Genomic DNA, 18968 nt, shown 5'->3' with positions numbered 1-18968 from the left:
GGGACGGAGTCGTGCGGGATGTTGCTGGGTGCCGGTCAGCGCGTCGTCTTCATCGGGGACAGCATCACCGACTGCGGCCGGCGCGACGCCGCCGCCCCCTACGGCGTCGGGTACCCGAGTCTGGTCCGCGCGTTCGTCGACGCCCGGCACCCGGAGCGCGAGCTGACCTGGGTCAACCGGGGGATCAGCGGCAACACCGTCCGGGACCTGGCGGCCCGCTGGGACGCCGACGCGATCGGCGAGCGCCCCGACTGGCTCTCCGTGATGATCGGGATCAACGACATCTGGCGCGCGTTCGTCCCCGGCCGGGAGGCCGAGGCGGTGCCGATCGACGAGTACGAGCGCACCCTGCGCGCGCTGCTGCGCCGGGCCGTGGACGCCACGGGGTGCCGGCTGCTCCTCGCCGACCCGTTCCTCATCGAGGCCGACCTCGACGAGCCGCAGCGCGTCGAGACCGACCGGTACGCCGCCGTGGTGGCCGCCCTCGCCAAGGACTTCGACGCGGTGCACGTGGCCACCCAGGCGGCCTTCGACCGGGTGCTGCGGCACAGCCCGTCGAGCCGCTGGGCCGACGACCGGGTGCACCCGGGGCTGCCCGGCCACGCGGTCATCGCGGACGCCTTCCTGACCGCCCTGGCCGCCTGAGGCCTTGCACTCGTCGGTCATGACGACGGCAGCCTGTCATCAGCAGACGTCGATCGGCGCTGGCCGAGATTGCGACCACGATCGAACGTTTGGCCAGCTGCGGGGCTCGTCGACGGGCAGGTCCGTCTGGTCGGTAATGCCTGGGGTGTGACTGCGGGTCTTGCTCGTTGGCGCGGGTCGGCTCCAATGGATGCCGTGTCGACAACGCATCGTGATCAGCCGAACGCTGAAACCCGTCAACGTGGTGATGTTCCTGCCCCGAGGCGGCACTGGAAAGCTGCGGGGCAGTCCACGACCGGGCCTCGGGCGCTACGGTCCTCCCGGCCGGCGACGGCTCGGGTGGAACTCGTCCCGGCGGGGCCGATCGACGTCACGCCCGACCCGTGGCAGCGCCTGGTGGCCATCGGTGGCCTCGTGGCCGCCTTCGGCAGCATCCTGTCGGTGCTCTTCGTAGCCATCGGCCTGTACATCACCAACGAGGCCAACCGCCAGACCAGCGAGGCCAACCGCGAGCAACAGCGGCTCACCGCCCAGGGGCAGATCACCGACCGGTTCACCAGAGCCGTCGAGCAGCTCGGCCAGCCCGGCACGGAGAAGGTGGACGTGCGTCTCGGCGCGATCTACGCCCTGGAACGCATCATGCGCGACTCGGCCGAGGACCAACCCGCCGTCGTCGACATCCTCGCCGCGTTCATCCGGGTCCATGCCCCCGCACCTAGCCAGGCCAGGTCCGCTCCGGCGACCACCCGCCCCACGGAACGCGTCCCGTCGCACCCGCCGGTCGACATCCAGGCCGCGCTGACCGTGCTAGGCCGCCGCGACATCACCCGCGACGGCAGCGATCTGGACGGGCGAGAGGCGGATCGTCCGGTCGGCTGGACCGCCGCCCCGGGGGCCGCGCCGCAACGACGGCCAGACGTGCTCGACCTCAGCAACACCAACCTGGCCGGCGCTGACCTGGCCGGCGGGAACCTGGCCGGCGCGGACCTGGCCGGCGCAAACCTGGCCGGCGCGGACGTGGCCGGCGGGAACCTGGCCGGCGCGAACCTGATCCGCGCGAACCTGGCCGGCGCGGACCTGGCCGGCGCAAACCTGGCCGGCGTGGACCTGTGGTCCGCGAACCTGGTGGAAGCTGGGCTGGAGAGCGCGAACCTAAACCACGCGCGTCTGGTCTACGCGGACCTGACCGACGCGGACCTGACCGACGCGGACCTGCACCTCGCGACCCTGTTCGACGCGAACTTGCATAGAGCGGACCTGACCCGCGCGGACCTGACCCGCGCGAACCTGGAAACCGCACGCCTGATCTACGCGGACCTGACCGGCGCGGACCTGACCGACGCGAAGCTGCTCGGCACGTCCCTGGCCTGCGCCACAACCGATGACCGCACGCGGATGCCTAAGTTCGGGGGCACCGCGGTGCCCCGGCCTACTCCGTGTCCCGAAGAGTGAGGGTTGGCGGTCCAGATTCGAGGGCTGACCGGCTGGGCGAACCGCCGGCCGCGCATTCCGGTCAGCGGCGGTTGGTGCAGACCTGGCTGCTCCGGCCGACCGTCTCCACCGACCACACCACCGCGACGGTGAAGCAGTAGTCGTCGGCCCGGTCCAGGCCGTAGACCAGCAGGCTCGTGCTGCCCGGCGGGAGGGTCTCGAACGCGCGGGGCTCCTGCCCGGACTGGCCCTTGGCGAGCACCACCGGCCCGGTCGCGCCGGCCGGGTACGTCCAACGCAGCGCGATGTTGTCCCGGTTGTCCCGGACGGTGAACCCGCCCGGCGGGGTGCCGGGTGAGGCGGCGGCCCGGGGACTGGCCGACGCTCCGCCGGACGGGCCGACGCCGGACGGGCCGACGCCCGGGGCGCCGGAGCCCGACGGGGCGGTGACCGAGGGCACCGGGCCGGGTGCCGGGCGGTCGACCCGGGCGACCCCGGCGATCACCGCCGCCGTGCCGAGCACCATCACGGTCACCCCGCCGAGTACCACGAGCGGGGTGAGCCGGCGCGACGGGGGTGCGGGCGGGCGGGGGACCAGCACCGGGAGCAGCCGGGACCGGTCCTCCCGGGTCACGGGCGGGTGCACGGCCCGCACCCCGGCCGGCTCGTCGCCGGCACCGGCCAGGCCGACGACCGTCGGGGGCAGCGAGCTGTCGGCCGGCCATCCCGGCTCGTCCGGCCACCGGCCGTCGTCCTCCGGGTACGGCCGGGCACCCTGCTCGTCGCCGTCCCGGGCCCGTCGATCGTCGTCGCCGGCGCGGGCCGGGGCACCGGGCGCGGCGTGTTGCCTGACCCACGGATCGTCGCCGCCGGGGTACGCGGGGGCGTGGTCGGCCACCCCGTCCGGGGGCGTCCGGGGGGCGGGTACGGCCGGAGGGTACGGGTCGTCCTCCGGCGGCCACGCCGTCTGGTACATCGGTGGCCCCTCGGCGGCCGGCGGGACGCGGGCTGCCGGGACCACGGGTGCCTCCGCCGGCTCCTCCCGGTCGGCCGGGGACGTCCGCGCGCAGACGTGGTCGGGGTTGGCGGCGGCCCGGGCCAGGCCCGCCACCTGCACGGCGAGCGGGTCGTCCACGGCGAGGTGCTGCCGGCACAGCTCCCGGGCCAGGGCCAGGTGGTCGTGCGCCTCGGCGAACTTCCCGCAGTCGCGCTGCATCGCCCCGAGCCGGGCCAGCATCTTGATGCCGCTGGGGTGGCCGTCCCCGTACACCTCCCGGTGCAGCTCCCAGGCGTCCTGCAACCGCTCCCGGGCCACCTCGCACTGGCCGCGGGCGTACTCGACGGTGGCCAGGTCGGCGTGGGCGGCCAGCACCCGCAGCGACTCCGGCCCGTCGGAGGCGGTCAGCTCGATGATGACGTCGGAGTAGAGCCGGGCGGCGCGGGCGTAGCTGCCGACCCGGTGCAGCACCGCGGCGAGGGTCGCCGCCGCCGAGACCGTACGCGGGTCGGAGGGGCTGTACAGCCGGCTCGTGGCCGCGTACGTGAAAGCAGCCCAGCCCCGCGCCGAGTGGGGCTCGCCCAGCGCGACCAGCACACGGGCCTGGAGGCCGGCGGCGTCGGCCAGCTCGGGGGAGGCGTGGTCGGGGCGCGGATCGGCGTCGCTCAGCGCGTCGGAGAGCAGCTGTTGCGCGCCGGCCAGGTCGCCGGCGGACACCAGGTGGTGCGCCTGGACGGTCAAATCACCGAAGGCGGAGGACACGCCCCATCGTGGCCGTCCCGCGACAATATGTACAACCCCCCGATTATCGCGATTCGGTCATCATCCGGTCAGGTGGTCGGCGAGCGTCTCGCTGATCCGGCGGAGCTGGTCCACCTGGGCGGGGCTGAGCGCGTCGAAGAGGTGCCGGCGCACCCCCTCGACGTGGCCGGGCGCGGCGGCGGCGAGGGCGGCATATCCGGCGTCGGTGAGCGCGGCGACCTGCCCGCGCCGGTCGGTCGGGCAGTCCTCCCGCCGGATCCAGCCGGACGCCTCCAGCCTCGCGGCGGCGTGTGAGAGCCGGCTGCGCGAGGAGCCGGTCGCGTCGGCCAGATCGCCCATCCGCAGCCGCCGGTCGGGCGCCTCGGAGAGCCGGACCAGGATCTCGTAGTACGCGTGCGGCATGCCCGCGTCGCGTTGCAGCTCGCGGTCGAGCGTGTCCATCAGGGCCCGGGAGGCGGCGAGGTACGCCCGCCAGGTGCGTTGCTCGTCAGGGTCCAGCCAGCGGGTCATGGACACCAGCATAACCGAACTTGTTGAACGCTCAACCAAATCGCGCTAGCCTGGACGGCATGGGAATCCACCGCCTCAACCACGCCGTCCTCTACGTCTCCGACCTGGCCCGCAGCGTCGCCTTCTACCGTGACGTGCTGGGCTTCCGGGTCATCCCGATGACCCCCGACGGATTCCGGGGCGCGGCCTTCCTCCAGGCCGCCGGCTCCACCAACGACCACGACCTCGGCCTGTTCGAGCTCGGTCGGGCCGCTGGCCGCTCCACCGCAGGCCGAGCCACCGTCGGCCTCTACCACCTGGCCTGGGAGGTCGACACCCTCGACGAGCTCGCCGTCACTGCCGAGCGCCTGACCGCCGCCGGCGCCCTGGTCGGCAGCTCCGACCACGGCACCACCAAGAGCCTCTACGGGCAGGACCCGGACGGGCTTGAGTTCGAGATCGTCTGGCTGATCCCGGCCGACCGGCTCGACGACGACGCACTGTCCGCCCGCAAGCGCATCGGCCGCCTCGACCTGGACCGCGAGCGGCAGCGCTACGGCGGTCAGACCCGCGGCGGGGTGGGTATCTCCGTCCCGGCCTGACCGCCGGGGTGGGGAGCCGCGTCCCGGGCCGGTGGGGTAGAACGACAGCATGCCGACCGACACCGTCCTGCACGAGCTGCTCGCCCGACAGCTCGAAGCCTGGTTGCCCGCAGCGCTGCACCGCGCCCGGCGGGCCACCCTCGCCCTGGCGTACGCCGGGACCGACGCGGGGGGCGCGGACGCCGCGCTGCGGGCGGTGGCGGACCTCGCCGACCGGCTGCGCGGGTTCCGGCTGACCATCCTGGTGCTGGCCGACGGCGACCAGGCGCTGCCGGCCCGGTTGGGCGCGATCGAGGCGACCCTGCCCGCCGAGGTGGCCGTGCACGTCATGCCCGGCGACCCGGGGCGGCTGCCGGTGGCGCTCAAGGCGGCCGGGGCGGTGGGCGCGCCGCTGCTGACCGTTGCCCACGGCGCGGATCCGACGCCGGCCCTGCTGGCCGCCGCGCGGGCCGGCCGCCCGGCCGACCTGCTGCTGGTCGCCGGCCCCGGATCGCCCCTGCGGCCGGCGCTGGACGCGGCCGGCTTCCCGCTGGTCGCCGAGGCCCACCTGGTCGCGGCGGCCGAGCCGGCGGGGCCGCCAACCGGCGGGTCCGACGGGTGGCACGTGGCGTTCGCGACCTCGTCGGACCGCAGCCTCCAGGCGTTCAAGGACGGGCTCTGGGCGGTCGCCTCCGGCATGCGCCTGCTCGACCCGGCCGACCCGCGGGGGCGGCCCTTCGACGTCGTCGCGGAGCCGGACCCGGGACCGCTGGCCCGGGAACTACTCGCCGAGCTCGACCGCCACGGCCCGGGGACGGTCACCGAGCTACGCCGACACGCCCTCACCGCGACGCCCTACCGGGCTGCCGACGCGACCCGGGCGGTGACCGGCCTGCTCGACTCGGGGGCGGTGACCCGCGACCCGGAGCACGGCCGGCTCGGCGGGGACGTGGTGATCACCGCAGCCCCGGGTGGCGGCCCGGCTTCCTGAGCGCACGCCGGACGTCGCTGGGATGTGCCCGGGACAGCGAGCGGGGCGCCGACGTCAACGTCGGCGCCCCGCTCGAATCCGGGAGGTCAGGCCCGGGACTTGTCCTGCTTCCACGACAGCGGACCGGGCAGGTCGACGCGGTGCGCCTTGGCCCGCGAGTTCCAGGACCATCGGCCGATCTTGATGCTCCACGAGGAGAATCCGTTCTCGGTGAAGTTCAGGATGATCGGGCCGTACTTCTTGCGCTTACGGAACATGAGGCCCATCGCAGGGCTCCCTTCGTCACCAATCGTCTGCCGTGTCGAGATCGAACATGCCCGAAACGACGATTCGCGAAACCTCTCCGGGTCCCTACTGGACTGTGTCACCGCTCGGCGCGACAATCTCTATCCAACGGATGGGTGTTACGGGGTGGTCAGTGCTGGTGGAGGCGATGCACATCGGGTCGGGAGACGATGATCTCAACCTGTGGAAGGGCGTTGACCGGCCACGCGGGACGACGGCACGATGAGCACATGTCGCAGCGGGACGAGCCTCTCCTCACCGCCCGCGTGCACGTCGACCTGGTCCGGCACGCGAGCGCGCTCTGTTGAGCTGACCGGTCGGCCGGCTCGGCCCCCGTCACCGCGTTCCGTCCGCCCGTCCGCTCACGGCGGAGGGCGTTCCACCGCGTCCCGCCTGCCGGGGCGCGCTCCACCGATCGTGGACCCACCTCCTCCGTGGACAGATCAGGAGACAGCCGTGCCCCCATCCCCATCCCCGCGTCCGCTGCAGCCCACCCCCGTCGCGCCCGTCTCACCCACCGTGGACCGGCCCGGGGCCGGCGCCGTCGAGCTGTGCCCGGTCGACACCAACCTGCTCCGCGCCCTGCTGCGCCGGCAGGCCGCCACGGTCACCGTGGTCACCGCGCCGGGGCCCTCCGCAGGCCGGGGACGCCCGCCGCTACCGCCGGCCGGGTTCACCGCCACCTCGTTCACCTCGGTGTCGCTGGAGCCGCCGCTGGTGTCGTTCTGCCTTGCCCGGGCGTCGTCGAGCTGGCCGATCATCGAGCGCGCGGAGCACGTGGCCGTGCATCTGCTCGCCGCCGGGCAGCAGCAGGTGGCCCGCACCTTCGCCACCAGCGGGATCGACCGCTTCGCCGCGCACCGGGGCTGGACGGCCGGCCCGTTCGGGGTGCCACTGGTCGACGGGGCGCTCGCGGTGCTGCTCTGCCGGGTGGTGCACCGGGTGACCGCAGGCGACCACACGATCGTCATCGCCGAGCCGCTGGCTCTCGGGTCGGGGGAGGACAGCAACCCGCTGGTGCACCATCGGGCCAACTTCACCACCACCGTCGCCCCGTGGGAGGTCCCCGGCTGAGCGCGCCGGCCCGTACCGAGGGGTCAGACGCCGGGGTCGACCCGCCGCCGGCCCCGTCCGCGCCGCCCGCGAGCGGCGGTCAGCGGGGTTCCCAGGCGTCGGGCGGGGCGATCAGCCGCCGCACGTGGCCCGGCAGCCGGCCGCTGGTCAGCTCGGACAGGCTCACCTCGTCGACCACCTGCCGGACCGCCGCCCGGACGGCGACCCAGAGCCGGGGCAGGTTCTCCGCCGCCCCCTCGTAGCTGGTCTCCTCGGGACGCATTCCGCGCACCCCGGCCAGTGGGCCGTCGACGGCGCGCAGGATCGCCCCGATGGTGACCTCCTTCGGCGGCCGGGCCAGCGTGTAGCCGCCCTCGGCGCCCCGCTGGGCCCGGACCAGCCCGGCCCGGCGAAGGTCGGCCAGGACCGCCTCCAGGAACTTGCGCGGCATGTCCTGTTCCGCCGCGATGGCCTGGGTGGACAGCAGGGAGGGGTACGCGGTGGCGAGGCTCAGAGCCGCCCGTACCGCGTAGTCACCGCGCGCGGAGATCTGCACCCCCTCATCATGCCCGCCCCGCCCTGCCGGTCGGGTCGGTGGGCGGCCGGGGCCGGACGATCCGGCTCGCCGCCGCCGCGTCCCGCCCGCCACCGTGGCCCGCCGGACGCTCCCGCCCGCCCGTCGCCGCGTGCTCCCGGCTGTTGCGCGACGCCCCGCCCGCCCCACCCGATCCGCCCGGCGCGTCCGGCCGCCTGCCGCCGTCCGCGCGGGTAACCGGCGGCTGCTCCCGCCCGTTGTGGTACAACGCCTGCTCCCGGTCTCGATGGGGCGGCACCGGCTCGCGGCCCTCGTGGTCCCGCTGCGGCGGCCCGATGGGCGTCGGCCGGCCCCGGGCAGCCCGGAACACGCCGGGGCTCACCCCCGCCTCGCGGGTGAAGAAGCGGCCGAAGTTGGTCGGCTCCGGGAAGCCCAGCCGGCGACCGATCCGGGCGATCGGCTCGTCGGTGGCGGCGAGCAGCCGGCTGGCCTCCAGGGCCACCCGCTCGTCGATCACCTGCTTCGCGCTGCGCCCGGTCACCGCCAGGCAGGCCCGGGTGAGGGTACGCACCGAGCAGCCGATCCGGGCCGCGTAGTCCTCCACCCGGCGGGTGTGCCGGTAACCGCGCTCGACCTCCTGACGGAGCCGCCGGAATGTCGTGCTCTCGGCACGCCGCTCGGCCTGCGCCGGGTTCGCCGGGTCGGCGTCCAGCAGCGTGAGCCGCAGCAGCAGCACGGCGAGCTGGTGACGGAGCAGGGCGCGGGCGGCGGGCACGTCCGGTTGCCGCCGCAGGTCCACCACGAGCTGGGTGACCTCGTTGAGCACCGCGTCCCCGTCCTCGCCGGCGAGCTGCCGGTGTGCCGGCACGTCGTCGCCGTCGAGGCCCGGGTCCCGCGGCAGGGCCGCGGGCGTCCAGCGCAGCACCACGGCGTCGAGCCGCCCCCCGGCGTGGCGCAGCGCCTGACCCGGGCGTACCCGCAGCAGGGTTCCGGGGCGGCAGGGCAGCGGCCGGAAGTCCAGCTCGGCGGTGCCGTGGCCGCCGGTGATCAGGACCACGAGGTCCGCGTCGAGCAGGACGGGGCGTCGCCACTCGGGGTCCGGGGCGAGGTCGCCGAGGGTGAGGGCGGCGATGCCCGTGGACCGGGCGGCGGCCTCGGCGCGGGGCGCGAGGGCGGGGCGGGCCGTCGCCAGGTCGGGGCGGGTCGACGCCTGGTCGGTGGGGGGTGCCGGGGAGGGCTGACCGGAGGGGACCATCGCTGCGACGGTAACCCGCGTCCGAGCGGGTCGCATCCCGAAGCGGCCCGGGGCCGCCCCGTCCCGCGCCGGCCCGGCGGCTTGTCGCGGTCCCGGGGTAACCCGTTCCACGCCGGCCCGGCGGCTTGTCGGGGCACGGCGACCGGGCTAGGTTACCGATCGGTAGCGCCGGGTCCGGCGGACCACCGGCGGCCCCCGAACGGCGATGGGATGGGCATGACGGATCTGTTCTCGGTCGAAGGCAAGACGGTCCTGGTCACGGGCGGCTCACGGGGCATCGGGCTGATGATCGCCCGGGGCTTCGTACGGGCCGGCGCGGACGTGATCATCTCTTCCCGCAAGGCGGACGTCTGCGAGGCGGTGGCCGAGGAGCTGTCCGCCGAGGGGCGTTGCGCGGCGATCCCCGCCGACCTGGGCCACGACGCGGGGGCCGAGGGCCTGGCCGCGGCCGTCCGGGAGCGGGTGGACCGGCTCGACGTGCTGGTCAACAACGCCGGGGCGACCTGGGGAGCGCCGCTGGAGTCGTACCCGGAGAGCGCGTTCGACAAGCTGTGGGCGGTCAACGTCAAGGCCGTCTTCCGGCTCACCACCGCCCTGTTGCCGGCGCTGCGCGCGGCGGCCACCGACGACGACCCGGCCCGGGTGATCAACATCGGCTCGATCGACGGCATCCGGGTGCCGTCCATGGAGGTGTACGCCTACTCGGCCACCAAGGCGGCCGTGCACATGCTCACCCGTGGCCTCGCCCACCAGCTCGCCGGCGAGCGGATCACCGTGAACGCGATTGCGCCGGGGCCGTTCGAGAGCAAGATGACGGCCTTCGCGCTGAAGGACCCGGCGGCCCGGTCGGCGATCGAGCAGCAGGTCCCGCTCGGCCGGATCGGGCGCCCCGAGGACATGGCCGGCACCGCGATCTACCTGTCGTCGCGGGCGGGGGCGTACCTGACCGGAGCGGTCATCCCCGTCGACGGCGGGATCACGACGCACGGCTGAGCGCGTACCCACAGCAGCGGCCGGAGCCGCGCGGACTCGGCAGATCCGCGCGGCCCCGGCCGGCGTCGTTGTCAGCGACCGGCGAGGAGCCGGTTCACCGCTGTGTCGACGTCCAGGTGCTCGGCCTCCCGGCCGCGCGGGACGACGACGTAGGTCCGCCGCAGGAAGCGCACCAGGACGCTGCGCGGCACCTCGAACAGGGCGTTGCCGTCCGGTGACGACAGGGCCAGCGCGACGAAGTCGCCGCGCGGGGTGGCCCACGGCCAGACCCGCACGTCGCCGATGCCGGCCGGCTCGTCCAGGCCGGTGACCAGCAGTTCGCGGGCGAACGACCAGCTCACCGCCTCGCCGCCAGCGGATTCGGCATGGAACAGGACATGGACCGCATACGGATCAGCAGGGTCGTAACGCAGGCTGGCACGCACCGGCAATGCGGTGGCGTCAGGCGCGACGAGCCTTAGCGACGTCTCGACCTCTACGGTCGTCGGTCGGATGACACTCATGGACGTTCTCCCCCCGGCACCGCTGCGGAACGCGCGTGTCCCGCTTTTCCCATACTCAGGTGCTACTCCTGGCTACGCTCCGCCATACGCTGACTTCACCCAGTGGTGGGAAGGGGGTCGGAAACGCCGCTAGAATGTGAAAATTCTTGTACGATATCCGGTTCTGCCCAGTACGTGATCCCGCCCGGCATCGGGGTGGTTCAGACGTCGACTTACTCCGGTAACGTCCAGTGGTCCGATGGAGTGACGGGCCGGAGTGACACTGGAGGGCGAAATGGCTACGAACCGATCCTCAGTGGATGCGCCGGCTTGGTCCGGCCCCCCGAAAGGAGGGCTCCGAGCAGCCGAAAGGCGGGGGTACGCAGTGCCGAAGGATCAGCGCGGCCGGGGTGGTCCCGACGGCCCGGGAGCCGGGGGCGGGACGGCGGTCGCCGAGCGGCGCAGCGGGCGTTTCCGGCAGCGGGTGGGCGCCACCCTCGACCTGATCCGCGCCAACCCCACCGGCCGGGTCGCCCTCAAGATATTCATCTCCATCGCCGGCGCACTCGTCGTCACCATCGGTATCGCCCTGATCCCGCTGCCCGGCCCCGGCTGGCTGCTGGTGATCGCCGGGCTGGGCATCTGGGCCGTGGAGTTCCACTGGGCCCGCCGGCTGCTCAACTTCACCCGCCGGCACGTACAGGGCTGGACCCGGTGGGTCACCAGCCGGTCCCTGGCGGTGCGGTTCGTGCTCGGGTCCGTGGGTCTCGTCTTCGTCGCCGTGGTGGTCTGGCTCTCGCTGAAGTACAGCCTCGGCATCGACCTGCTGGCCCGGCTGCTGCACTACCTCGCGACGCACTGACCCCGGATTCGCGGTCCGGTCCCTCGATCGGGTAGAGTCAACGCCGCTGAGGGCGATTAGCTCAGTGGGAGAGCGCTTCGTTCACACCGAAGAGGTCGCTGGTTCGATACCAGCATCGCCCACCTCTATATAGCAAGGTCAGAGGCCAGTCGGAGAAGGTTCCGGCTGGCCTCTGACCTTGTCAGGCGAAGATCATGAGTCGCCTGTGAGTCGCGGCCTGCGGCGGCTCGGCAGGTACGGCACCCCGCACTCCCCGAGATGCGCCTGGTAGCCGATCTCGAAGCCCTGCTCGATCCCGTCCTCCCGGGCCCGCTGCACGAGCGCTGCCTGGAAACTGGAGACGTGCGCGCCCCCGACGGGTCGCCGGGTTCCCGCCGGCGCCCCCCGCTGCGCCACGAGCTGGGCACGTAGGTCGCTCACTGCGCCGGTCAGTTCGGCGAGCCGCTCCACGACCTCGCGCTGCTCGCCGGTGACGAGGTCACGGACCCGCCGCTGATTGCTGCCCACCATGCGGCGGATGGCCCAGCCGCACCCGCCGCCGATGACGATGCCCGCCGCAGCGATGACCGCGTACCCGCCGCTCTCAGGAGGCCGACCGGCCTCAACTTCCTTGGTTCCCCACATTTCTGTCATCCGTGGGATTTTCACGTATCGAACCGGCGCGCGAAACGATCAATGTCCGTAAATCGCAAATAGTGAACGGCTGGAGATCAACGGCCATCCTCCGGCCCTGATCGACGTTAATCACCACGCCCTTCGGCCACTCAGGACGGACGGACGGCCAATCGATAGGCGTGCGCCGGATACTCGTCCATCAGCCCATCGGGGTGGATCACCACCAGCAGCGGCACCCCCTCCGGTGCTCCATACCGCTCGCGGTCCGCCGGTGTGGGGGTCCGCGCTGACACCTGGTCGTCGACGTCGATCCACACCATCTCCGGCTCAATCACCGGCGCACGAACGACGACGCCGCGGCCGCGCTGCGCCTCCGCCAGGCCCTCGGTCCGCAGCTGTTGCAGGGCGGCTCTCGCGGTCTTGCTCGCCACCCCGTAGGTCTGCGCCAATGTCGCCTCGGACGGGAGTCGCGCACCTGGCCTGAGCTGCCCGGATGTGATCTGGGCGCGCATGAGATCAGCTAGCTCCAGATAACCGGATGGCCCACGCTGCGGGTAGATCACGCCCGGAGGGTAGGGCTGTTCTTATCCGATCGGAGTGGGCTAGCTGGGTAGCCCAATATCGACCATTGGAGAGCGACGGCCGGTACCGTCGAGTGCGGTGGCCCGCCGGGGTAGAGGCCGGCGGGGCGCCACCCAGTCCTCTACCTGGGAGCAAGCCATGACCGAACCCTTCGCGGCCCGTCTGCGACAGCTCCGCGACGACCGCGGCCTTTCATTGCGCGGCCTGGCCAAACTCGCCCACCACGGGAAGTCGTACCTGCACGAACTGGAGACGGGGGCGAAGGTCCCCACTTCGCACGTCGCCCAACGGCTCGACAAGATCCTTGAAGCAGGGGGCGAACTCGTCGCCCTCGCCGCCGCTCGCCCGGGACTGCGCCGCCGCGAATTCGTCGCCGTCGCCGGCCTGGCCGCCACGCTGCCACACACCCTGCTTGCCCACGGCCGCCGCGTCGGAGCGGACACGCCCGGCAGGCTCCTCGACCGCACCGCCCGACTGCGCCGCTTGGACAACCACCTCGGCGGGGCCGACACCCACCGCCTGTACGCCGCCGAGGTCGACGCGACCGCCCACCTGATCCAAGACGGGTCCTACGACGAGACGACTGGCCGGCAGCTCCTCGCTGTCCTCGCCGAGCAGGCCCAGCTCGCCGGGTGGGCCGCTTTCGACGCCGGGCGCCACCCCGACGCGGACCGGCTGTACCGGGTCAGCCTCGCCGCGGCACGTGACGCCGACAGCGCAGCGCTGGCCGGCAACGCGCTGGCGTTCCTCGCCTACCAGCAGCAGGCCCTCCACCGCACCGCCACCGACACCGCCACCGCGGCCTGCGACACCGCCGGCACCACCGCCACCCCCGGAGTGCGCGCGCTGCTACACCTGCGGGCCGCCTGGGCGCACGCCCTGACCGGCGACAGCGCAGCCACCGAACGGCACCTCAACGTCGGCACGACCTGCCTGACGGAGCACGACGACCGCCCCGAACCCGACTGGGTGTACTGGGTCGACCGTACCGAAGGCGAGATCATGACCGGTCGGTGTTGGACGGTGCTGCACCGGCCGGTGCGGGCGATCCCCGTTCTCGAACGGGCGCTGGCCGGGGTCGACGACACGTGCGCCCGGGACAAGGCGCTGTACCTGTCGTGGCTGGCGGACGCCTACCTCGACGCGAACGAGGTCGAGCAGGCGTGCGCGACCGCAGTCCTGGCTGTGCGGCTGGCCGGTGGTGTCGGGTCGATCCGGCCCGGTCAGCGCCTGGACTCCGTCCTCAACCGGCTTGAGCCGCACGCCGGCCTGCCCTGCGTCGTCGAACTGCGCGCGCTCATCGCCGAGGTGTCTAGGCGTCCACTGACCGGGCCAGCCACGCCAGGCACTCCGTAGAGCCCTGCACGATCGGCACCGCCATCATCTGCGGGTTGCGCCACGGATGGGCGTCGAGCAGGTATCGCTCCAACTCCGGATACCTGGCGGCGGTGGTGAACAGCAGCACCTGCCACTCCTCACCGACGCCTTGCTCGCCCTGGTGCCAGAACACGCTCGTCACCGGCCCCACCACCTGCGCGCCCGCAGCGAGCCGCCCAGCTACTGCGCCTTCGGCGAGGGTTACGCCCACCTCACGGCTGTCCGTGGCGGTCGACACCTGCACGTAGTCAGTCACGCCGGTGACCCTACTCGCAGGTGTCCGCGGACGGCACGGACAGCGAGCGGACGGTCTCCCCCTGTGCCGACACGCGGTCATCGGTGAGGCTGGCGTGAGGGCGTGGCGGCGGTGGTCCTTCCCATTCTCATGCGATCTGTGCGAGCTGCCGTCGCCACCCTCCCCCAGCAGACAAGGGAGGCATCGTGGCGATCTGGTCCGAGCTACGCGCGATCGTGCGATGGCTGGCACGGCGGCCCGACCCGCTCCCGCCGCCCGGGACCGGCAAGGCCATCCAGGCTGCCGAGCACGAAGTCGCCCGGCAGCGCATCCTCGACCAGGCCCAGCGGCCGGGCCGGTGAGCGCCGACGCCGCGCCCCCCGACCCATGGTGGCAGCGAGAGATGGAGCTGCACCGGCAGCGCGACGGCCGCTGCCGGGTGTGTGGCACTGCCCGTCGGTGCTGGCCGTGGGCCTGGGCCAACTCAGCCCGGATCGTCGCCCGGATGGAGGCGGGCGTGAGCGCGCACCATGGATGATCTGCCCATAGGTCGCCGGGTCGCGTACTGGCGCGGGCGGCGCAAGATGTCGCAGCAGCAGTTCGCCGACGTCATCGGCAAGTCCAAGAGCTGGGTCGACAAGGTTGAGCGCGGTGTCCGCAGCCTCGACAAGATGTCCACCATGCGGACCGTCGCCGATGGCCTCCGGGTCGACCTGCGGCTACTGCTCGGCAAGGACGTCGACGCGCAGGGCCCGAGCTACCTGCTGGACAACGTCAGTGTCGACGCGGTCCGAGGTGCCCTGGCCCGATGGGGCCCGGCCCGGCCCGGACGGCAGCAGTCGGCGCCCGATCTCGCCGACCTGCGCAAGTCCGTCAACCATGCCTGGCTGAGCTACCAGCACGCGAGGTACACCGACCTGGTCCGCTTCCTGCCGCGCCTGCTGCACGTCGCACAACAGGCCCGGATGGCCAACCCGGGCGAGCCTGAGCTGGCACAGCGCCTAGCCGAGGCGTACCAGATCGCGTCGGCCGTGCTGCGCAAGGTCGGGATCAACGACCTGGCCTGGATGGCGGCGGACCGGGCGCTGACCGCCAGCCAGGCCACCGACGACCAGCTTCTTACCGGCGCCTGCGCGGCCCAGCTCGGGTACGCGCTGCTGTCCCAGGGGCAGCCCCGGCACGCCATGGAGATCGGCCTCACGGTGGCCGACCTGATCGCGTCGCCCACCCCGCTTGATGCCTCCGCGGCCCATCTGTCGGTGTACGGGACGCTGCTCATCGTGGCAGCCCGGGGCGCTGCCGCCCGCGGGGACGCCGACTGCGTCGCCGACCTCCTCGACCAGGTCGGCAAGGCGGCGGCGGTCGGCGATGGGCGCGACCACTACCGCACGGTGCTCAGCCCGATCACCGTCGACCTGGCCCGGGTCGCCACGACGGTCGAACTCGGCGAGGGCGCCACCCTCGATCCTGCCGCCCATCAGCGACTCGTCGAGGGCACCGCCTTCCGCCGGCTGCCACCGGGGTACCGCGCGGCCCACCTACTCGACGCGGCGAGCGCGTGGGCGCAAGCGGGTGACCTGCCCCGGGCGGGCCGTGCCCTGGTCGAGGCCGACCGAACCGCACCGGCCGAGGTCCGCCACCGGCCGGTGGGTCACGAGCTGCTGGCGACCCTGCTGCGCCGGTCGCCGGCGCTGGGCGCTGACGTGCTGCGTCTGGCCGAGGCGATGGGAGTGGGTGTTTGATGCGGGGCCGGGTCAAGGTGACACCGGTGCGGGTGGTGGTGACCCGCCGGTGGCGGGTGGCGGGCGCACCCGACCTACTCGACCAGCGGGGCCGCCAGTTCCGGCCGACCGAGCTAGTGGTGACCGTGGTGGACGCCATGGTGTCCACCACTGCCGTGCACGGTCTGCTGCGGGGCACGAGCGGGCCGCACGGGGCCCGGTACACCACGGTCACCTGGTACGGGCCGTGGGCGGTGTCGGCGCTACCGGAGTGGATCGTCGACGCGGTCGATGCGACGGAGTCCAGTAGCACATCGGGCACGTGATCAGGCGGTTGTCCACAGACGGCAGGTTTTCCACAGGCCGGGCCGGGCACGGTTGCCTGGCCGGCCTGTGGCGTGCAGGGTGGGCGGGTCGGCGTGGCCACTCTCCAGCCGCCGGCCGCGCCCGGGTGGTGGTGGGGCGGCTCTGGTCAGCAGGCCACCGACGGTCCGGGCCCGGACCCCCTGATCTTGACTTGCGCCGCCCATATTAACGTAGTACGTTTATCTCCATGAGCGAGGCACCACGCCGGCCGGGACGACCGGCCACCGGACTCACCCCGCTGCTCAACGTCAGGGTGCCCCAGGCCGTGCAGGACGCGGCCAGGGACCAGGCAAAGCAGCAAGGCGAGCGGTTCGCCGAGGTCGTCACCCGCCTGCTGCAGGAGTACGCCAAGCAGGCTTAGCCCCGACATGAAGTCGGGCCCGGAATCGCGGTGTTGGAGCACCGGCCGGGCCCTTGATCAGGAAGCGAGTCCTGACCCATGGCCATTCTGGCTGACGCGCGCCCCTGCGCGCACACCACCCCGCCCCGGCGCATCGTCGCCAGCTACGCCGGCACCGTCTCCGGCCTCCGCGCCGCCCTGCTGACCGGCGCCACCCTCAGCCCGGCCGCGCCGGCCGCCACCACCGCGCTGACCGCCGGCGGTGCCCGATGAGCCTGATCGTGAAGGCGGCCCTGCTCGAATCCCGCACCCTCCCGAAGAACGAGGGTCGGGTGCTGCTGGCGATCGCCGCACACACCAACCGGGCCGGCGACGCGTGGCCCAGCGTGGCGACGATCGCCGAGTACGCCGGCTGCTCCGAGCGGACCGTGCAGCGATGCATTCCCAAGCTGATCAAGCTCGGCAAGCTGGTCGTCGCCAAGGTCGCCGGGATCGTCACGCGGGTGTACCGGCTCATCCTCGGCGGGGGTGCCAACCAGCACGAGGGGGTGCCATCTGACGATCGGACGCGCCAAACCTCGCCCCGTGGGGGTGCCACCGACAACGGGAGTGCGTCACCCGAAGGTAGTGAAGGGAATTTGAAGAAGAAGCCGCGCGCAAGCGCGCGGGAGTGGTTCGCCCGGAGGGGAAAGAACACCAACCCCGGCGCCGGCGGCTACCCGTACCCGGAGCGCCGAGGCGCAGCCCTCCCGCCGCCGCCCGGCGGTGACCGGTGCCAGAAGCCCGGCCACAACGGCCAGATCGTCGGCCGGTGCACCCCCTGCCGGTCCGAGGAGGTCGGGGTCCGATGAAGCTGCTGCCCCGCGCCCCGAAGCTCACCCCCGCCGAGCTGGCCGAGTTGCGCGGCATCGAGCTGCGCGCCCAAATCGACCATGCCCGCCAGGTCGACCAGCTGCGCCGCGAGCAGGACGCCGCCGACCGCGCCGCCCGCCAGCAGGCCGAGCGCGAGCAGGCCCGGGCCGAGCGGCAGCGCCGGAAGCAACGGGCGAAGGCCCGTGCGAGGCGACTCCGGCAGTTGCGCCGGTGGGCGGCCACCGGCCGCACCATCGCCCCGCTGCTGATGGCCAACACCGCGACCGTCGGCGGCCAGGCCGTCTACGCGTACGCCCAGACGGCGGAGACCTGGCCGGTGGCCGTCCGGGTCGCCTGCGCCGTGGTGTACGCCCTGGCCGCCGAGACGATCGCTCTCTACGTCGGGTGGCACGCGCACGATGCTCTCCTGCAAGGCGCGCACGCCACCGCCGGCCGGCTTCGCCGCGCCTCGTACGTCATCGCCGGGGTATTCGCGGCCCTGAACTACTCCCACTTCGCCGCCCCGCAGCTGGCACCGACGGCGTTCGCGGTCGCCCTCGGGACGCTGTCCCTGCTCTCACCCTGGCTGTGGGGCCTGCACACCCGCCGGCAGCAGAACGTGCGGCTGCTCGCCGAGGGCCTGGTCGACGAGGGCGGCACCACGTTCTCCGCAGAGCGGCGCCGCGCGTTCCCGATCCGCAGCTGGGCGGCGCGCCGGTGGTCGATCGAGCACAACGTCCGTGATCCGAAGCGAGCCTGGGCCGGCTACAACTCCGAGCGCGCCGCGCGCCGGGCCTCTGCCCCGGGCGGCCGGATCCGCGCCGCCTGGCGAGCCCTGCTCGGACGTGCGCCCGTCCCGGCGCAGCCTGAGCCGACCGAGCCTGAGCCCGTCGAGCCTGAGCCGGCACCCATCGCTGAGCCGGTGAGCCTCGACGACCCGGACATCCGGCTCGCCGCCCGGGCCCTCGAGGAGATGGCCACCGCCACCGACCGGATCCGCGCCGGCGCAGTCCGGGCCGTGCTCGCCGACCGGGACGTGCGCCGGTGGGCCGACGTGTCGCCGGGCGGGATCTGGGACATGGTCGCCGCGACCGACGAGCCAGCTCACGTGCGCCGGCCGGCACCACCCCGGGTGGCCACCGCCCCGGCCGCGCCGGAGCCTGAGCCGCGCCCGACCGTCGAGCCAACCGCAGTGGCGACGATCCCGGCTCCGGAGCCCGAGCCGCGCCGCTCCTGGTGGCCGCCGTCCCGGCAGCCCCGGCTCCGGAGCCTGAGCCGCGCCCGGAGGCGGACAGCGCGTGAGCCGGAGCGCCAGGCCGCCGAGCCGAGCCCGGCCCGGCCCGAGTCCGGGAGGCGCGCACCCGGGCGCAGGCTCGACGTCGCCCGGCTCGCCGCTGAGTATGAGCGCCTCGTCGGGGAGTACGGGAGCAGACCCAAGGGTGAGGATCTCGGCGCGGCGGCCGGCTGCTCGAAGGCGACGGCCAACCGGTGGATGCGACACCATCGGGCTCAGTAGGGC

At 73.5% G+C, this 18968-nt stretch carries 24 protein-coding genes, 1 tRNA gene and 1 pseudogene; 17 read left to right on the top strand and 9 right to left on the bottom strand.

Annotated features, from left to right (window positions below):
• Positions 1 to 18: 18 nt before the first annotated feature.
• Both ACH4T9_RS20145 and ACH4T9_RS20140 read left to right on the top strand, forming a co-directional pair.
• On the top strand, positions 19 to 645 hold the full coding sequence (locus tag ACH4T9_RS20145; RefSeq protein ID WP_396673224.1) for an SGNH/GDSL hydrolase family protein: 627 nt from the start codon (positions 19 to 21) through the stop codon (positions 643 to 645).
• Between the two features lie 339 nt (positions 646 to 984).
• On the top strand, positions 985 to 2097 hold the full coding sequence (locus ACH4T9_RS20140) for a pentapeptide repeat-containing protein (protein WP_396673223.1): 1113 nt from the start codon (positions 985 to 987) through the stop codon (positions 2095 to 2097).
• A 61-nt stretch (positions 2098 to 2158) separates the two neighbouring features.
• Here the strand turns inward: ACH4T9_RS20140 and ACH4T9_RS20135 are convergent, their stop codons facing one another.
• Together ACH4T9_RS20135 and ACH4T9_RS20130 are read right to left on the bottom strand one after the other, a co-directional pair.
• Positions 2159 to 3835, bottom strand: a complete 1677-nt coding sequence (locus ACH4T9_RS20135) for a tetratricopeptide repeat protein (RefSeq protein ID WP_396673222.1) — start codon at positions 3833 to 3835, stop codon at positions 2159 to 2161.
• A 60-nt stretch (positions 3836 to 3895) separates the two neighbouring features.
• On the bottom strand, positions 3896 to 4357 hold the full coding sequence (locus tag ACH4T9_RS20130; protein ID WP_396673221.1) for a MarR family winged helix-turn-helix transcriptional regulator: 462 nt from the start codon (positions 4355 to 4357) through the stop codon (positions 3896 to 3898).
• A gap of 47 nt (positions 4358 to 4404) precedes the next feature.
• On the opposite strand from ACH4T9_RS20130, the gene ACH4T9_RS20125 reads away from it, so the two are divergent.
• Complete coding sequence (locus tag ACH4T9_RS20125) at positions 4405 to 4926, top strand: VOC family protein (RefSeq protein ID WP_396673220.1); 522 nt, start codon at positions 4405 to 4407, stop codon at positions 4924 to 4926.
• A gap of 49 nt (positions 4927 to 4975) precedes the next feature.
• Positions 4976 to 5896, top strand: coding sequence for a hypothetical protein (locus ACH4T9_RS20120; protein ID WP_396673219.1), 921 nt, complete (start codon positions 4976 to 4978; stop codon positions 5894 to 5896).
• An 86-nt stretch (positions 5897 to 5982) separates the two neighbouring features.
• On the opposite strand, the gene ACH4T9_RS20115 is transcribed toward ACH4T9_RS20120, so the two are convergent.
• On the bottom strand, positions 5983 to 6162 hold the full coding sequence (locus ACH4T9_RS20115) for a DUF4236 domain-containing protein (RefSeq protein ID WP_007075522.1): 180 nt from the start codon (positions 6160 to 6162) through the stop codon (positions 5983 to 5985).
• Positions 6163 to 6351: 189 nt separating this feature from the next.
• On the opposite strand from ACH4T9_RS20115, the gene ACH4T9_RS20110 reads away from it, so the two are divergent.
• Positions 6352 to 6489: a putative leader peptide gene (locus tag ACH4T9_RS20110; RefSeq protein ID WP_387024847.1), complete on the top strand. Its 138-nt coding sequence runs from the start codon at positions 6352 to 6354 to the stop codon at positions 6487 to 6489.
• Positions 6490 to 6700: 211 nt separating this feature from the next.
• On the top strand, positions 6701 to 7255 hold the full coding sequence (locus ACH4T9_RS20105) for a flavin reductase family protein (RefSeq protein ID WP_396673427.1): 555 nt from the start codon (positions 6701 to 6703) through the stop codon (positions 7253 to 7255).
• Between the two features lie 79 nt (positions 7256 to 7334).
• On the opposite strand, the gene ACH4T9_RS20100 is transcribed toward ACH4T9_RS20105, so the two are convergent.
• Together ACH4T9_RS20100 and ACH4T9_RS20095 are read right to left on the bottom strand one after the other, a co-directional pair.
• The gene (locus ACH4T9_RS20100) at positions 7335 to 7790 is read right to left on the bottom strand and encodes an Rrf2 family transcriptional regulator (protein WP_350888802.1); all 456 of its coding nucleotides are present in this window, start codon (positions 7788 to 7790) and stop codon (positions 7335 to 7337) included.
• A 184-nt stretch (positions 7791 to 7974) separates the two neighbouring features.
• A pseudogene (locus ACH4T9_RS20095) lies at positions 7975 to 9024 on the bottom strand (helix-turn-helix transcriptional regulator); the annotation flags it as partial.
• A 216-nt stretch (positions 9025 to 9240) separates the two neighbouring features.
• Between ACH4T9_RS20095 and ACH4T9_RS20090 the strand changes: the two are divergent.
• Positions 9241 to 10017: an SDR family oxidoreductase gene (locus tag ACH4T9_RS20090; RefSeq protein ID WP_396673218.1), complete on the top strand. Its 777-nt coding sequence runs from the start codon at positions 9241 to 9243 to the stop codon at positions 10015 to 10017.
• A 71-nt stretch (positions 10018 to 10088) separates the two neighbouring features.
• Here ACH4T9_RS20090 and ACH4T9_RS20085 read toward each other — a convergent pair whose 3' ends face one another.
• Positions 10089 to 10520 carry an SsgA family sporulation/cell division regulator gene (locus ACH4T9_RS20085; RefSeq protein ID WP_007457244.1) on the bottom strand — a complete coding sequence of 144 codons (432 nt, stop codon included), beginning with the start codon at positions 10518 to 10520 and terminating at the stop codon, positions 10089 to 10091.
• A gap of 274 nt (positions 10521 to 10794) precedes the next feature.
• Here ACH4T9_RS20085 and ACH4T9_RS20080 point away from each other — a divergent pair, with 274 nt between their 5' ends.
• Both ACH4T9_RS20080 and ACH4T9_RS20075 read left to right on the top strand, forming a co-directional pair.
• On the top strand, positions 10795 to 11361 hold the full coding sequence (locus tag ACH4T9_RS20080) for a TIGR02611 family protein (RefSeq protein WP_396673217.1): 567 nt from the start codon (positions 10795 to 10797) through the stop codon (positions 11359 to 11361).
• Positions 11362 to 11411: 50 nt separating this feature from the next.
• Positions 11412 to 11483, top strand: a tRNA-Val gene (locus tag ACH4T9_RS20075).
• 70 nt (positions 11484 to 11553) lie between these two features.
• Here the strand turns inward: ACH4T9_RS20075 and ACH4T9_RS20070 are convergent.
• The gene (locus tag ACH4T9_RS20070) at positions 11554 to 11994 is read right to left on the bottom strand and encodes a hypothetical protein (RefSeq protein WP_396673216.1); all 441 of its coding nucleotides are present in this window, start codon (positions 11992 to 11994) and stop codon (positions 11554 to 11556) included.
• 131 nt (positions 11995 to 12125) lie between these two features.
• Positions 12126 to 12539 carry a winged helix-turn-helix domain-containing protein gene (locus tag ACH4T9_RS20065; RefSeq protein WP_396673215.1) on the bottom strand — a complete coding sequence of 138 codons (414 nt, stop codon included), beginning with the start codon at positions 12537 to 12539 and terminating at the stop codon, positions 12126 to 12128.
• A gap of 157 nt (positions 12540 to 12696) precedes the next feature.
• Here ACH4T9_RS20065 and ACH4T9_RS20060 point away from each other — a divergent pair, with 157 nt between their 5' ends.
• A complete protein-coding gene (locus ACH4T9_RS20060) occupies positions 12697 to 13914 on the top strand; it encodes a helix-turn-helix domain-containing protein (RefSeq protein WP_396673214.1) in 1218 nt (405 codons plus the stop codon).
• On the opposite strand, the gene cutA is transcribed toward ACH4T9_RS20060, so the two are convergent.
• Positions 13871 to 14191, bottom strand: coding sequence for a divalent-cation tolerance protein CutA (gene cutA / locus ACH4T9_RS20055; RefSeq protein WP_396673213.1), 321 nt, complete (start codon positions 14189 to 14191; stop codon positions 13871 to 13873). The genes ACH4T9_RS20060 and cutA overlap by 44 nt on opposite strands.
• A gap of 185 nt (positions 14192 to 14376) precedes the next feature.
• On the opposite strand from cutA, the gene ACH4T9_RS20050 reads away from it, so the two are divergent.
• The 7 genes from ACH4T9_RS20050 (at position 14377) to ACH4T9_RS20020 (ending at position 18965) form a co-directional block, all read left to right on the top strand.
• Positions 14377 to 14532, top strand: coding sequence for a hypothetical protein (locus tag ACH4T9_RS20050; RefSeq protein ID WP_396673212.1), 156 nt, complete (start codon positions 14377 to 14379; stop codon positions 14530 to 14532).
• A gap of 168 nt (positions 14533 to 14700) precedes the next feature.
• Positions 14701 to 15912: a helix-turn-helix domain-containing protein gene (locus ACH4T9_RS20045; protein WP_396673211.1), complete on the top strand. Its 1212-nt coding sequence runs from the start codon at positions 14701 to 14703 to the stop codon at positions 15910 to 15912.
• Between the two features lie 26 nt (positions 15913 to 15938).
• A complete protein-coding gene (locus tag ACH4T9_RS20040; RefSeq protein WP_396673210.1) occupies positions 15939 to 16217 on the top strand; it encodes a hypothetical protein in 279 nt (92 codons plus the stop codon).
• A 227-nt stretch (positions 16218 to 16444) separates the two neighbouring features.
• Positions 16445 to 16618, top strand: coding sequence for a hypothetical protein (locus ACH4T9_RS20035; RefSeq protein WP_396673209.1), 174 nt, complete (start codon positions 16445 to 16447; stop codon positions 16616 to 16618).
• A gap of 78 nt (positions 16619 to 16696) precedes the next feature.
• The gene (locus tag ACH4T9_RS20030; RefSeq protein WP_396673208.1) at positions 16697 to 16870 is read left to right on the top strand and encodes a hypothetical protein; all 174 of its coding nucleotides are present in this window, start codon (positions 16697 to 16699) and stop codon (positions 16868 to 16870) included.
• Positions 16867 to 17448 (top strand): helix-turn-helix domain-containing protein, encoded by a 582-nt coding sequence (locus ACH4T9_RS20025; RefSeq protein WP_396673207.1) that lies wholly within the window; start codon positions 16867 to 16869, stop codon positions 17446 to 17448. The genes ACH4T9_RS20030 and ACH4T9_RS20025 overlap by 4 nt, the downstream gene beginning before the upstream one ends.
• Positions 17445 to 18965: a hypothetical protein gene (locus ACH4T9_RS20020; RefSeq protein WP_396673206.1), complete on the top strand. Its 1521-nt coding sequence runs from the start codon at positions 17445 to 17447 to the stop codon at positions 18963 to 18965. The genes ACH4T9_RS20025 and ACH4T9_RS20020 overlap by 4 nt, the downstream gene beginning before the upstream one ends.
• Positions 18966 to 18968 lie beyond the last annotated feature (3 nt).

This window comes from Micromonospora sp. NPDC020750 (assembly GCF_044334565.1).
Lineage (GTDB): Bacteria > Actinomycetota > Actinomycetes > Mycobacteriales > Micromonosporaceae > Micromonospora.
The sequence above is the reverse complement of the archived record's forward strand: the minus strand, read 5'-3'. Positions and strand labels throughout refer to the sequence as shown.